This window comes from Streptomyces sp. NPDC003284, from assembly GCF_053589675.1.
In genome coordinates this window covers 116,014-128,827 of sequence record NZ_JBSFSI010000008.1, presented here as the reverse complement: position 1 = coordinate 128,827, position 12,814 = coordinate 116,014, and the positions used below count along the sequence as shown (strand labels likewise).

The following is a 12,814-nucleotide window of genomic DNA, read 5'->3' as shown; positions in this document are numbered from 1 at the left end:
CCTTGACGAACCCAGGTACGCGCCTTACGTTCCCGGAACATTCGATGCTTCAACAGAAACATTCGAGAGGTTCCGTCACCATGGAGTCCTACAGCAGACGCTGGTTGCTCGGCGCCGGCGCCACCACCCTGGTCTCGGCCGCCGGGCTCACGGCCTGCGGTTCCGGCGGCTCGGGCGGCTCGGGCGGCGCCCTCACGGCGCTGGTGTACGGCGACGACGAGGCGAAGATCCAGGCCGCGGCGGTCGACCGGTTCAACGCCTCGGCCGCCGCCCGGCGGACCAGGGGCAGGATCGAGCTCCAGAAGGTGCCCGGCTCGGAGTACCCGGCCAAGCTGCGCACCGCGATGGGCTCGCCGGGCGCCCCCGACCTCTTCTTCAACTGGGGCGGCGGCTCCGTCAAGGCGTACAAGGACGCCGGACAGCTCGTCGACCTCACCGACGCCATCGCCGCCGACCCGGTGCTCAAGAACGGCTTCCTGCCCTCGGTGCTGGCCGCGGGCGCGCTCGGCGGACGCGACTACGGCATCCCGATGCGCGGCATGCAGCCGGTCATCCTCTTCTACAACAAGTCGCTGTTCGCCGAGCACCGGTTGCGACCGCCCACCACCTGGGACCAGCTGCTCGACAACAACGCCAGGCTGAAGAAGGCCGGGATCACCCCCTTCGCGCTCGGCGGCTCCGACATCTGGCCCGAGCTGATGTGGCTGGAGTACCTGGTCGACCGCATCGGCGGCCCCGAGGTCTTCGACCGGGTCAAGAACGGCGACCCGGCCGGCTGGGGCGACCCGGCCGTCCTCAAGGCCGCCGAGACCGTCAGGCAGCTCATCGACGACGGCGCGTTCGGCACCGGCTTCAGCTCGGTGGCGTACACCAACGGCGGCGCGCCCGCCCTCTTCGCCAGGGGCAGGGCCGCGATGCACCTGATGGGCTCCTGGGAGTACTCCACCCAGCTCGGCAAGTTCCCCGGCTTCGCCCGGAAGGACCTGGGCTGGTGCGCGTTCCCGAGGTACGAGGGCGGCGCCGGTGACATCCGCAACGTGGTCGGCAACCCCACCAACTACTGGTCCGTGAACGCCCGTACGTCCGACAAGGACACCGTGCTCGCCTTCCTGCGGGACTGCGCCTCCGAGACCTACGCCAAGGCCCTGGTCGCGGGCGGCAGCATCCCCGCCACGTCCGGCGCGGCGAAGCTGCTGGCCGCCGCCCCCAACCCGGAGTTCGCCGCGTTCCAGTACCAAATGGTGCAGCAGGCACCGGCGTTCACGCTGAGCTGGGACCAGGCCGTCGACCCGGCCGTGCAGACGCCGATGCTCACGGAGATCGACAAGCTGTTCGTGGGCAAGTCCTCGCCGAGCCGGTTCGTCTCCGCGCTCCAGGGACTGAAGTGAGGACCGGGACGAGGACCGAGGCGGGCGCGCCGCGCCGCGGGCGCGGGGCGGGGCGGCCGCACGCCGTCTGGGCGCTGCCCGCCGTCCTGTTCTTCACGTTCTTCGCCGTGGTCCCCATGGCGCTGGCCTTCGGTCTGTCCTTCACCCGCTGGAACGGCCTCGGCGACCCCGAGCCGGTGGGCCTGGCCAACTGGAGCAAGCTGCTGCACGACCCGCGCCTGACCCAGTCCCTCACGGTGACCGTCGCGCTGACCGCCGCCAGCTGGGCCTTCCAGACCGTGGTCTCGCTGCTGCTCGGGGTGTGGGCGGCGGGCCGCCAGCGCAACCGCGCGATCCTCTCCGCGGTCTTCTTCGTGCCGTTCCTGCTCTCCTCGACGGCGATCTCGCTGCTCTTCCACGCCCTGCTCGACCCGAACTTCGGCATCGCGCACGGGGACACACTGGGCTCCACCTCCGGCGCGTTCCTCGCGCTGGTCTTCGTCGGCGGCTGGCAGTTCATCCCCTTCCACACCCTGATCTACCAGGGCGGCGCCCGGCAGATCCCGGACGTCCTGCACCAGGCGGCGGCCATCGACGGCGCCGGGCGGCTGCGCCGGTTCCGCTCCATCACCCTGCCGCAGCTGCGCCACACGGCAACCACGTCCGGTGTGCTGATGGTCGTCGGCTCGCTGACGTACTTCGAGACCGTGCTGATCCTCACCCAGGGCGGTCCGGGCACCGACACCGCGATCCTGCCGTACCTGATGTACGAGGCGGGCTTCAAGAACTACGACTTCGGCTACGCCGGTGCCCTCGCCTCCTTCCTCGTCGTGGCCGCCACCGCGCTCTCGTTCGCGCTGGTCCGGCTGACCGGTTTCGGCGCCATGCGCAGCACCCGCGAGGGGATGTGACATGACCCCACCCGACACGCTGCGCCGCCCGCGCCCCGTACGGACCCCCGGCGGGCCGCCGCCCGCCGCCGGGCGCCGCCGCCGGATCCGGCGCGCCAACCCGGTCGCGGGCGTCGCCTCCGTGCTGTGGCTGGCCGTGGTCCTCGTCCCGGTCTACGCGATGATCTCGGCCTCGCTGACCCGCCAGGACGAGGCCCTCGGCCACCACGCGCTCCGGCCGCCCGCCCACCCCACGCTCCGCAACTACGACACCGTCCTGCACAGCGGCTTCGGCCACTTCCTGGCCAACACCGTCCTGGTGGCCGCCGCCGTCGTGGCGATCGTCCTCGTGCTGTGCGTCCCGCTGTCCTACGCGGCCGTGCGCTCCCGCTCCTTCTGGTCGGGCGCGTCCTTCCGGCTGTTCCTGCTGGGCGTGGCCATCCCCGCGCAGGCGGTGGTCGTCCCGCTCTATCTGATGATCGCCAAGCTGCACCTCTACGACAGCCTGCTCGCGGTGATCCTGCCGACCGCCGCCTTCGCCATGCCCGTCTCGGTGCTGGTCCTCACCGGCACCCTGCGGGACATCTTCGAGGAGCTGTACGAGGCGATGGCGCTGGACGGCGCGACCACCGCCCGCATGCTGTTCCGGCTCGTCCTCCCGCTGGCCAGGGGCGGCATCGGCACGGTCGTCGTCTACGCCTCCCTCCAGGCGTGGAACGGCTTCCTCTTCCCGCTGATCTTCACCCAGTCCGACGGCCCGCGGGTGCTGACCCTCGGCCTGTTCACCTACGTCAGCGAGTTCGGCGTGGACATCCCCGCGCTGCTCGCCTCGGTCGTCCTCTCCGGCATCCCGGTCCTCGCCGTCTACCTGGTGGCGCGGCGCGCCCTCGTCGGCGGCCTGATGGGGGTGGGCGGCAAGTGAACCCGTCCGCCGCCGGTGCCTCCCACAGGAGTTCCATGACCCCCCGTTCCGGTTCCCGTCCCCGTCCCTGTCCCCGTCCCTGGCAGGACCCCGCCCGGCCCGCCGCCGCCCGCGTCGAGGACCTCCTGTCCCGGATGACCCTGGAGGAGAGGACGGCCCAGCTGTACGGCGTGTGGGTGGGGGCCTCGGCGGACGGCGCCGGGGTCGCCCCGCTCCAGCAGCACATGGACGCCGGGCCCGACTGGGAGGCGCTGATCACCCGGGGCCTCGGCCAGCTCACCCGGTCCTTCGGCACCGCGCCGGTGGAGCCCGCCGCCGGGGCCCGCGCCCTGGCCCGCGCCCAGCGCGCGATCGCCGGGGCCGGACGGTTCGGCGTCCCGGCCGTCGCCCACGAGGAGTGCCTGGCCGGTGTCACCGCCTGGGGCGCGACCGCCTACCCGGTCCCGCTGGCCTGGGGTGCCGCCTTCGACCCGCCCCTGGTGGCGGAGATGGCCGCGCGCATCGGCCGGGACCTGCGCTCGCTCGGTGTCCACCAGGGCCTCGCGCCCGTCCTGGACGTGGTCCGCGACCCGCGCTGGGGCCGGGTCGAGGAGACCATCGGCGAGGACCCGTACCTGGTCGCCACCCTCGGCACCGCCTACGTACGCGGCCTGGAGTCGGCGGGCGTCGTCGCCACGCTCAAGCACTTCGCCGGGTACGCCTCCTCCACGGGCGCCCGCAACCTCGCCCCGGTCCGGGCGGGCGGCCGCGAGTTCGCCGACGTCACGCTGGTGCCGTTCGAGATGGCGCTGTGCGAGGGCGGCGCCCGCTCGGTGATGGCCGCCTACACCGAGACCGACGGCGTCCCCTCCTCCGCCGACCCCGCCCTGCTCACCGGACTGCTGCGCGAGCGCTGGGGGTTCACCGGCACGGTCGTCGCCGACTACTTCGGCGTCGACTTCCTCCAGACCCTGCACAAGGTGTCCGGCGGGCCCGCGGAGTCGGCGCACCTGGCGCTGGCGGCCGGGATCGACGTCGAGCTGCCGACCGTCAAGTGCTACGGCGACGAGCTGGCCGCCGCCGTGCGCGCGGGCACCGTACCGCAGGAGCTGGTGGACCGGGCCGCCCGCCGCGTGCTGCTCCAGAAGTGCGAACTGGGCCTGCTGGACGCCGGGTGGGACCCGGGGCCGCCCGCCGGACCCGTCGACCTGGACCCGCCGGAGAACCGCGCGGTGGCCCGCCGCCTGGCCGAGGAGTCGGTGGTGCTCCTCGACAACCCCGGCGGTCTGCTGCCCCTGCCCCCCGCCGCCCGGATCGCGGTCGTCGGCCCGCGCGCGGACGACGCCCTGGCGATGCTCGGCTGCTACTCCTTCCCCTCCCACGTCGGCGCCCAGCACCCCGAGGTGCCGCTGGGCATCGCGATCCCCACCCTGCTGGAGGCGCTGCGCGGCGAACTGCCCAGCGCCCGGGTGACGTTCACCGAGGGCTGCGACGTAGTGGACCCGGACACCGCCGGTTTCGCGGCGGCGGTGGCCCGCGCGGCGGAGGCCGAGGTGTGCGTGGCCGTGCTGGGCGACCGGTCGGGCCTGTTCGGGCGCGGCACCTCGGGCGAGGGCTGCGACGTGGCGGACCTCGCGCTGCCCGGCCCGCAGGGCGAGCTGCTGGACGCGCTGGTCGCCACGGGGGTGCCCGTCGTCCTGGTGCTGCTCACCGGCCGCCCCTACGCGCTGGGCCGCTGGGCGGGCCGGCTGGGCGCCGTCGTGCAGGCGTTCTTCCCCGGCGAGGAGGGCGGCCCCGCGGTGGCGGGCGTGCTGTCGGGGCGGGTCAACCCGTCCGGCCGCCTCCCGGTGAGCGTGCCGCGCGGTCCCGGCGGCCAGCCCTGGACCTATCTCCAGCCGCCGCTGGGCCTGGCCGACGAGGTGAGCAGCCTGGACCCGACCCCGCTGTACCCGTTCGGGCACGGCCGCTCGTACACGACGTTCGCCTGGACGGCGGACCGCGACCGCGGCGGCGACGGCGACGGCGAGGTGGCGGCGATCGGCACGGACGGCGGGTGCGACCTGTCGGTGACCGTCCGCAACACGGGCGGCCGGGCGGGCGCCGAGGTGGTCCAGCTCTATCTGCACGACCCGGTGGCCTCGGTGACCCGGCCCGATGTCCGCCTGATCGGCTACCAGCGGCTGGAGCTGGCCCCCGGCGAGGCCCGCCGGGTCACGTTCGCCTTCCACGCGGACCTGGCGGCCTTCACCGGCCGCACCGGCCGCCGGATCGTCGAACCGGGCGCGCTGGAGCTGCGGTGGGCCGCCTCCAGCGCGGACGTGCGGCACACGGTCCGGCTGACCCTGACGGGTCCGGTGCGGGAGGCGGGCCCGGACCGGCGGCTGCGCTGCGAGGCGCGGGTGACGGCGGTGGAGTGAGCGGCGGGGTCCGGCCGGTGCGCGGTGTCCCGGCCGGACCCGTACGGCACACGGCGTCGCCCCTGCCTCCGGGCGGCGACAGCACAAGACCCCGCCCCGGACGAACCGGGACGGGGTCTGATCGAGCGCTGGGCCGGCCTTGCACCTGCATCTCCCCGCAGGAAGCGGGGCGTCTTTCCTTGGACCACCAACGCACTGCTCGCGGGCCGTTTTCCGGCCGCTTGCTGTGTGATGATCATAGCGCAGACGCGGGGCGGTACGCCAACTCGCCTACCGGGGCCCGTCCTCGACCTGCTCGAAGCGCCAGCGGTGGACGGCCCTGGTCACCAACCCCGGTGCGGGCTCGGGCAGTTCCGGGAGATCGGCGCCGAGACCGGCGGCGTCCCACCAGGTGATGACGAGCACCCGGCCCTGCGGGGCGCGGAACGTCTCGCGGCGCTGCGGCTCCCGAGGGAGCGTCTGGCGCCGGGCCCAGTCGAGGAGTTCGCCGCCCCGGCCCTCGGCCGCGCGGGCCTCCCACATCAGCGCGACGGTCACGAGTACAGGTTCTCCTTGCTGACCTCGTGCACATGGTCGTGGCTGTGGCTGTGGCTGTGCCCATGCCCATGGCCGTGGGCGTGCGGCTGGGACGTGCCCGGCACGTGCGGGTCGGTCACCGGCAGCGAGGAGTCCGCGGACAGGTCCCAGTCGGAGGCCGCGCGGTTGCGGGCGACCATCTCGGCGCCGAGCGCCGCCACCATCGCGCCGTTGTCCGTGCACAGCTTGGGGCGGGGCACGCGCAGCCGGATCCCGGCCGCCTCGCAGCGCTCCTGGGCGAGGGCGCGCAGCCGGGAGTTGGCAGCCACCCCGCCGCCGATCATCAGATGGTCCACGCCCGCGTCCTTGCAGGCGCGCACGGCCTTGCGGGTGAGGACGTCCACGACCGCTTCCTGGAAGGACGCCGCCACGTCCCGCACCGGCACCTCCTCACCGGCCGCCCGCCGGGCCTCGATCCAGCGGGCCACCGCCGTCTTCAGACCGGAGAAGGAGAAGTCGTAGGCGGCGTCGCGCGGACCGGTCAGACCGCGCGGGAAGGCGATGGCCGCGGGGTCGCCCTCGCGCGCGTAGCGGTCGATGACCGGGCCGCCCGGGAAGCCGAGGTTCAGCACGCGGGCGACCTTGTCGAACGCCTCGCCCGCCGCGTCGTCGATCGTCGCGCCCAGCGGCCGCACGTCGGAGGTGATGTCGGTGGCCAGCAGCAGCGAGGAGTGGCCGCCGGAGACCAGCAGCGCCATGGTCGGCTCGGGCAGCGGGCCGTGCTCCAGCTGGTCCACGCAGATGTGCGAGGCGAGGTGGTTGACGCCGTACAGCGGCTTGCCGAGCGCGTAGGCGTACGCCTTCGCCGCCGACACGCCCACCAGCAGCGCACCGGCCAGCCCCGGCCCCGCGGTGACCGCGATGCCGTCCAGGTCCCTGGCGCTCACCCCGGCCTCCTTCAGCGCCCGGTCGATGGTGGGCACCATCGCCTCCAGGTGGGCGCGGGAGGCGACCTCGGGCACGACACCGCCGAAGCGGGCGTGCTCGTCGACGCTGGAGGCGACGGCGTCCGCCAGCAGGGTGGTGCCGCGGACGACGCCGACACCGGTCTCGTCGCAGGAGGTCTCGATACCGAGGACGAGAGGCTCGTCGCGCAGGTCAGCCATGGATCTCGGTTCCTTGTACGGAGGCGGAGGGGTCGGACAGGCGCATCACCAGGGCGTCCACGTTCCCCGGCTGGTAGTAGCCCCTGCGGACCCCGATGGGGGCGAAGCCGAAGCGCTCGTAGAGCTTCTGCGCGCGGATGTTGTCCACGCGGCACTCCAGCATCACCTCGGTGCACTCGAAGGCGGTCGCGGCCCGCAGCAGCTCGGTCAGCAGCCGGGCGCCGAGCCCGCTGCCCCAGAGGGCGCGGGCGACCGCGATGGTCTGCACGTCGCCCTGGCCGCCGGAGGCGACCAGCCCCGCGTAGCCGACGATGCGGCCCTCCGCCTCGGCCACCAGATAGCGCCGGGTGGCCTCCGGGCCGCGCGAGTGCGCCAGCTCGGACCAGAACATGCCCCGTGACCAGGCGTCCTCGGGGAAGAGTTCCTTCTCCAGCTCCAGCACCGGGTCGATGTCCCACCAGCGCATCTCGCGCAGCGGGTGCCCGGCGGCCCGGTTCGTCGTCGCTCCGGTCACTTCGGGGTGACCACCTTGTAGTTCTTGGGCACCTGCGCGTCCGGCCTGCGCAGGTACAGCGGGCGGGGGGCGGGCAGCTCCTCACCGGCGGCCAGCTTCTCGGCGGCCAGCGAGGCGAGGGCGGCGGCCGACACATGCTCGGGCTCGTGCACCTTCGGGAAGGTGTCCGGGTAGAGCAGCGCGCCCGCGCCGACCGCGGGCAGCCCCGCGACCCGCTCGGCGATGTCGGCGGGCCGGTCGACGGCCGGGTCGGTCAGCCGGGTGCGCGAGTCGGCGTAGCGCGCCCAGTAGACCTCCTTGCGGCGGGCGTCGGTGGCCACCACGAAGGGGCCGGGGACGTCGGCGGCGTAGGCGAGCCCGTCGAGCGTGCACACGCCGTGCACGGGGACGCCGAGCGCGAGCCCGAAGGTGTCGGCGGTCATCAGGCCGACGCGCAGTCCGGTGTAGGGGCCGGGGCCGATGCCCGCCACGACGCCCGTGACGGCGTCCAGCGTGACACCGGCCTGGGTCAGGACCCGGTCGACGGCCGGAAGCAGCAGCTCTCCGTGCCGACGCGCGTCCACCTGACCGGACGAGGCGATGACGGCCGTCCCGTCGTGCAGGGCGACGGTGACGGCGGGGGTGGCGGTATCCAGAGCGAGCAAGAGCACGCGAACAGCCTACGGCGCCGGGGGGTGGTGGGGGACGCGGCGGGCGGACGGGGCCTGGAGGGGGCGGGGTGCGGGGGTCCTGGAGGCAGGGCGGCGAGGCGGTGCCGGGCCCTGTGGCGGGACCGGGCCGGTGCCCGTGGCAGGCCACGACGCCGGACCGGCGCGCAAGGCCCACAGCAGACCCGGGCGCGGGCCGGACGAGGGGCGGACCCGGGCGTGGACCGGGCGGCGGACCGGCGGGGAGACCGGGGAGACACCGAGCCAGCAAAGGGCCGACACGGCCCCCGGTGGCGGGCCGGGCGCCCCGGAGGTGGACATTGCGGCTGCTACCGTCGCAAGACGGCGAGTGGTGCAGCAACCGACACAAAGGTGGGCGACCGTGGCAAGGAGCAGCTCGGGATGCGTGGCCGGGCTCACCGCCGCCGCCGTCGTCACGGTCGGGTTCCTCGCCTACCGGGCACAGGCGAACGTGCCGCCGGACCTGTCCGGCCGGCCGGGCGCCTCGGCCACGGCCGCGGCGAGCGCCAGCAAGGCGCCCCGCGACCGGCGCCATCCGGCGGCCCTGCCGGCCGGGTCCGGCACGGGCGAGCGGGTCGTGTACTCGGTGGACGACGACCGGGTCTGGCTGGTCGGCGCGGGCGGCCGGGTGGAGAACAGCTTCAAGGTCGTCCCGGGCACCGTGGACCCGGCACCGGGCACCTACGCGGTCACCTCGCGCTCGAAGGCGGTCACCGGCACGGACGGTGTCCCCGTCGAGCACGTCGTGCGGTTCGCGAGTGTCAACGGGGTCGTGATCGGCTTCAGCGCGGCCGTGGACAGCACGCCGCCCGAGGTGGACACGTCCGGTTCCGTGCAGACGGGCGGCATCCGCGAGTCGCGGCCGGACGGCGGGACGATGTGGATGTTCGCGACGATCGGCCAGAAGATCGTCGTCATCCGATAGGGCTACGCCGCGCGCCGCTGCTCCTCCACCGGACGGGGGACCGAGCGCCCCTCGGCGGGCTCCGGGGCGCGCGGCGGACGCGAGACGGCCTCGGCCGCGGCGCAGGAGGCCAGCAGGTCGCGCATGCTCACCCCGGTGACCGGCTGGGCCGGATACGGGCGGGGCGGGTTCTCGGCAGCCGGCATGGACGCCTCCTAGGGCCGGGGGCGGGCGTAGTTAGGTAGACCTAACCACGAGCTGGCTACCATGTGACCACGCCCGGGAGCCCCGACGCAAGGCTTGCCGACAGCCTGTCGGAACGAAGGACGGAACGGAGGACTCCCCCGGCCCCCGGCGGCCGCTACGCGGTGAGGACGCTCAGATCCGCGGCCGACCAGCGCGGGCCGATCCCGGTCACCGTCAGCCGACGCGTCTCGTCGTCCGCCTCCCCGGCCCCGGAAGCCGTCCCGGTCGAGCGGTGAATGGCGATCTGGAGGCGGTCCTCGGTCAGCTCCTCGACCTTGCCCTCGCCCCACTCGACGACGATCACCGAGTCCGGCAGCGAGACGTCCAGATCGAGGTCCTCCATCTCGTCGAGCCCGCCGCCCAGGCGGTACGCGTCGACATGGACGAGCGGCGGCCCGTCGCCGAGCGACGGATGCACCCGGGCGATCACGAAGGTCGGGGAGGTGACGGCGCCGCGCACGCCCAGGCCCTCGCCCAGTCCGCGGGTCAGCGTGGTCTTGCCCGCGCCCAGCTCCCCGCTGAGCATCACGAGGTCGCCCGCGCGCAGCAGACCGGCGAGCCGGCGGCCCAGCTCCCGCGTCTGCTCGGCGGCGGTGAGGGTGAGCTCGACGGACACGGCGTCAGCCGCGCTGTGCGGTGCTGCTGGCATTGCTGGCCTTTCCATGTTCACCCACGGTAGCGCCTGCCGGGACCGCGCCCGCCCGGGTCAGCAGGTCGGCGAGCCGGTCGGTGACGACCTCCGGGTGCTCCAGCATCACCAGGTGCCCGGCGTCCGGCACCAGCACCAGCTCGGCGTCGGGCAGCAGATCCGCGATGGCCTCGCTGTGCTCGCTGGGCGTGACCAGGTCCTGCACCCCGGCCAGCACGAGCACCGGCTGCCGGGCGAAGAGGGCCAGCGCCTCGGTCTTGTCGTGGTCGGTGAAGGCCGGGTAGAACTCGGCGACCACGTCGATGGGGGTGCTCTCGATCATCCGCTCGGCGAACCGGGCGACGGCCGGGTCGATGTCCCGCCCGGCGAAGGAGTACCGCTTGATGACCCCGGCGAACAGGTCGGCGGTGGCCCGCCGCCCCCGCTCCACCAGCTCCGCGCGCTGCCCGAGCGCCTTGAGCACCCCGGGCAGCACCCGCCGCACCGCGTTGACCCCGGCCGGCGGCAGCCCGAAGTCGACCTCGCCGAGGCGCCCCGAGGAGGTGCCCACGAAGGCGGTGGCGACGACCCGGTCCCTGATCAGCTCCGGGTACTGGGCGGCCAGGGCCATCACGGTCATCCCGCCCATGGAGTGCCCGACCAGCACGACCGGGCCCTCGGGCGCGGCGGCGTCGAGGACGGCCTTCAGATCGCGGCCCAGCTGGTCGATGGTGAGCGGCACGCCGTCCCGGCTCTGGGCCACGCCCCGCCCGGACCGGCCGTGGCTGCGCTGGTCCCAGTACACGGACCTGACCACCCCGCGCAGCGCGGCCCGCTGGAAGTGCCAGCAGTCCTGCCCGAGGCAGTAGCCGTGGCTGAAGACGACGGTCACGGGCGCGGGGTCCTTCAGCCCGAAGAGCCGGCGGCGGCGCGGGGAGAGCGCCTCGGCGGCCGGGTCGAGGTCGTCGGCCTCGTCGGTCTCGTAGTACAGCTCGGTGCCGTCGTCGGCGTACGCCCGTCCCGGGGTGCCGCGCAGCGAGCCGTACGGCCCCGCCGAGTCCAGGGCGAGCCGGGCCTTCCTGCGCATGTTCCGGCCCACGGTCATCCGTTCGACGGCGACGGTGGCGGCGGCGCCCGCCGCCACCACGCCTATCGCGGCGCCCGCGATCCCGGTCGCCCTGCGCCAGCCGCCGAACGCCCCCGAGGCGCCGGCAGCCGCACTGCTCTCGCTCACGTACCGCTCCTCCGTGTGACGGTCCGGCCTGTGCCGTGCCGTGTCCTGCTCGTCCGGGGCGCCTGGCCGGGGTGTCCTCGGGCGCCCCGGCCGGACCGCGCCCCTTCGGCCGTTACTCCCGCTCGCCCGCCGCCCCCCGGGGACGGGTCTCGTGGAGATGGACGCGGGGGACGCGTGTTCCGATGCGTGTGACGATCTCGTACGCGATGGTTCCGGCGGCCTGCGCCCAGTCCTCGGCGGTGGGCTCGCCCCGGTCGCCCGGCCCGAACAGCACGGCCTCGGACCCGGTCTCCGGTTCGTCGCCGCCCAGGTCGACGACGAACTGGTCCATGGCGATACGGCCCGCGACCGTGCGCCACTTGCCGCCGATCAGCACCGGCCCGGTGCCGGAGGCGTGGCGCGGGACGCCGTCCGCGTAGCCGACGGGGACCAGGCCGAGGGTGGTCTCGCCCGGGGTGACGTAGTGGTGCCCGTAGCTGACGCCGTGGCCGCCGGGCACGTGCTTCACCAGGGCGAGGGAGGCGGACAGGGTCATCACCGGGCGCAGCCCGAAGTCGGCCGGGGTGCCCAGTTCGGGGCTGGGCGAGAGGCCGTAGACGGCGACGCCCGTGCGGACCAGGTCGAAGTGGGTCTCGGGCAGGGTGAGCGTGGCGGGCGAGTTGGCGATGTGCCGCACCTCGGGGCGCACGCCGCGCGCCTCGGCGTACGCGGTCATCTCGTGGAACCGGTCGAGCTGCGCGGTGATCGAGGGGTGCCCCGGCTCGTCGGCGCAGGCGAAGTGGGACCACAGTCCGGTGATCCGGACCAGGCCCTCGGCCTCGGCGCGCAGGGCCTCGGCGACGAGCGCGGGCCAGTCGGCGGGCTGGCAGCCGTTGCGGCCGAGCCCGGTGTCGGCCTTCAGCTGCACCCGGGCGGGCCGTCCGGCGGCGCGCGCGGCCTCCCGCACCTCCGCCATGGCCCACAGCCCGCTCACCGACACGTCCACGTCGGCCTCGATCGCCTCCCGCCACGGGCCGCCCGGCGTCCACAGCCAGCACATCACCCGGACCTGCTCGGGCGAGAGCCCGGCCGCGCGCAGCGCCAGCGCCTCCTCGGGCGTGGCGGTGCCGAGCCAGGTGGCACCGGCGGCGACGGCCGCGCGGGCGCACGGCACGGCGCCGTGGCCGTACGCGTCGGACTTGACCACGGCCATCAGGGCGGCGCCGGGCGCCCGCTCGCGCAGGGCCCGCACGTTGGCCCGCAGAGCGGCCAGATCGATCTCGGCGCGGGCGCGCAACGGGGCCGTCCGCGGGTGTGCTGTCTCGTTCATCGCGCCCCCAGTCTCTCAGAGGGCGTCCGGGGCGGCGGGAGGTCCCGCGGCCCC

The 12,814-nt window shown here is 74.7% G+C and carries 13 protein-coding genes; 5 read left to right on the top strand and 8 right to left on the bottom strand.

The window, feature by feature from the left end:
- The first annotated feature begins 80 nt into the window (after positions 1–80).
- The 4 genes from ACWDYF_RS18985 to ACWDYF_RS18970 are packed head-to-tail and all read left to right on the top strand — an operon-like array spanning position 81 to position 5,575.
- On the top strand, positions 81–1,388 hold the full coding sequence (locus tag ACWDYF_RS18985; protein WP_389469041.1) for an ABC transporter substrate-binding protein: 1,308 nt from the start codon (positions 81–83) through the stop codon (positions 1,386–1,388).
- Entirely contained in the window at positions 1,385–2,278 is an 894-nt protein-coding gene (locus tag ACWDYF_RS18980; protein WP_389469037.1) for a carbohydrate ABC transporter permease, read from the top strand. The genes ACWDYF_RS18985 and ACWDYF_RS18980 overlap by 4 nt, the downstream gene beginning before the upstream one ends.
- Position 2,279: 1 nt before the next feature.
- A complete protein-coding gene (locus tag ACWDYF_RS18975; RefSeq protein WP_389469034.1) occupies positions 2,280–3,179 on the top strand; it encodes a carbohydrate ABC transporter permease in 900 nt (299 codons plus the stop codon).
- 35 nt (positions 3,180–3,214) lie between these two features.
- A complete protein-coding gene (locus tag ACWDYF_RS18970; RefSeq protein ID WP_389469031.1) occupies positions 3,215–5,575 on the top strand; it encodes a beta-xylosidase/alpha-l-arabinosidase in 2,361 nt (786 codons plus the stop codon).
- A gap of 270 nt (positions 5,576–5,845) precedes the next feature.
- Here ACWDYF_RS18970 and ACWDYF_RS18965 read toward each other — a convergent pair whose 3' ends face one another.
- Genes ACWDYF_RS18965 through tsaB form a run of 4 tightly spaced genes read right to left on the bottom strand, consistent with a single transcriptional unit; the run spans position 5,846 to position 8,421 of the window.
- Positions 5,846–6,112, bottom strand: a complete 267-nt coding sequence (locus ACWDYF_RS18965; RefSeq protein ID WP_389469028.1) for a hypothetical protein — start codon at positions 6,110–6,112, stop codon at positions 5,846–5,848.
- Complete coding sequence (gene tsaD / locus ACWDYF_RS18960; RefSeq protein WP_389469026.1) at positions 6,109–7,257, bottom strand: tRNA (adenosine(37)-N6)-threonylcarbamoyltransferase complex transferase subunit TsaD; 1,149 nt, start codon at positions 7,255–7,257, stop codon at positions 6,109–6,111. Before tsaD ends, ACWDYF_RS18965 begins: the two co-directional genes overlap by 4 nt.
- The gene (gene rimI / locus ACWDYF_RS18955) at positions 7,250–7,723 is read right to left on the bottom strand and encodes a ribosomal protein S18-alanine N-acetyltransferase (protein ID WP_106967204.1); all 474 of its coding nucleotides are present in this window, start codon (positions 7,721–7,723) and stop codon (positions 7,250–7,252) included. The genes tsaD and rimI overlap by 8 nt, the downstream gene beginning before the upstream one ends.
- 44 nt (positions 7,724–7,767) lie before the next feature.
- Positions 7,768–8,421 (bottom strand): tRNA (adenosine(37)-N6)-threonylcarbamoyltransferase complex dimerization subunit type 1 TsaB, encoded by a 654-nt coding sequence (gene tsaB / locus ACWDYF_RS18950; protein WP_389469023.1) that lies wholly within the window; start codon positions 8,419–8,421, stop codon positions 7,768–7,770.
- A gap of 379 nt (positions 8,422–8,800) precedes the next feature.
- On the opposite strand from tsaB, the gene ACWDYF_RS18945 reads away from it, so the two are divergent.
- Positions 8,801–9,364: a hypothetical protein gene (locus ACWDYF_RS18945; RefSeq protein ID WP_381736708.1), complete on the top strand. Its 564-nt coding sequence runs from the start codon at positions 8,801–8,803 to the stop codon at positions 9,362–9,364.
- A gap of 2 nt (positions 9,365–9,366) precedes the next feature.
- Here ACWDYF_RS18945 and ACWDYF_RS18940 read toward each other — a convergent pair whose 3' ends face one another.
- The 4 genes from ACWDYF_RS18940 to alr form a co-directional block, all read right to left on the bottom strand.
- Positions 9,367–9,549, bottom strand: a complete 183-nt coding sequence (locus tag ACWDYF_RS18940) for a hypothetical protein (RefSeq protein ID WP_381736709.1) — start codon at positions 9,547–9,549, stop codon at positions 9,367–9,369.
- A gap of 155 nt (positions 9,550–9,704) precedes the next feature.
- The gene (gene tsaE / locus ACWDYF_RS18935) at positions 9,705–10,238 is read right to left on the bottom strand and encodes a tRNA (adenosine(37)-N6)-threonylcarbamoyltransferase complex ATPase subunit type 1 TsaE (protein ID WP_381736710.1); all 534 of its coding nucleotides are present in this window, start codon (positions 10,236–10,238) and stop codon (positions 9,705–9,707) included.
- Positions 10,210–11,451, bottom strand: coding sequence for an alpha/beta fold hydrolase (locus tag ACWDYF_RS18930; RefSeq protein ID WP_381736711.1), 1,242 nt, complete (start codon positions 11,449–11,451; stop codon positions 10,210–10,212). Before ACWDYF_RS18930 ends, tsaE begins: the two co-directional genes overlap by 29 nt.
- Before the next feature lie 112 nt (positions 11,452–11,563).
- Positions 11,564–12,760: an alanine racemase gene (alr, locus tag ACWDYF_RS18925; protein WP_389469017.1), complete on the bottom strand. Its 1,197-nt coding sequence runs from the start codon at positions 12,758–12,760 to the stop codon at positions 11,564–11,566.
- Positions 12,761–12,814 lie beyond the last annotated feature (54 nt).

Coding starts and splice junctions, on each gene's coding strand:
- ACWDYF_RS18970 (WP_389469031.1), top strand. CDS start 3,215: ATGACCCCCCGTTCCGGTTCCCGTCCCCGTCCCTGTCCCCGTCCCTGG.
- tsaD (WP_389469026.1), bottom strand. CDS start 7,257: ATGGCTGACCTGCGCGACGAGCCTCTCGTCCTCGGTATCGAGACCTCC.
- ACWDYF_RS18975 (WP_389469034.1), top strand. CDS start 2,280: ATGACCCCACCCGACACGCTGCGCCGCCCGCGCCCCGTACGGACCCCC.
- rimI (WP_106967204.1), bottom strand. CDS start 7,723: ATGCGCTGGTGGGACATCGACCCGGTGCTGGAGCTGGAGAAGGAACTC.
- tsaE (WP_381736710.1), bottom strand. CDS start 10,238: ATGCCAGCAGCACCGCACAGCGCGGCTGACGCCGTGTCCGTCGAGCTC.
- ACWDYF_RS18985 (WP_389469041.1), top strand. CDS start 81: ATGGAGTCCTACAGCAGACGCTGGTTGCTCGGCGCCGGCGCCACCACC.
- ACWDYF_RS18940 (WP_381736709.1), bottom strand. CDS start 9,549: ATGCCGGCTGCCGAGAACCCGCCCCGCCCGTATCCGGCCCAGCCGGTC.
- alr (WP_389469017.1), bottom strand. CDS start 12,760: ATGAACGAGACAGCACACCCGCGGACGGCCCCGTTGCGCGCCCGCGCC.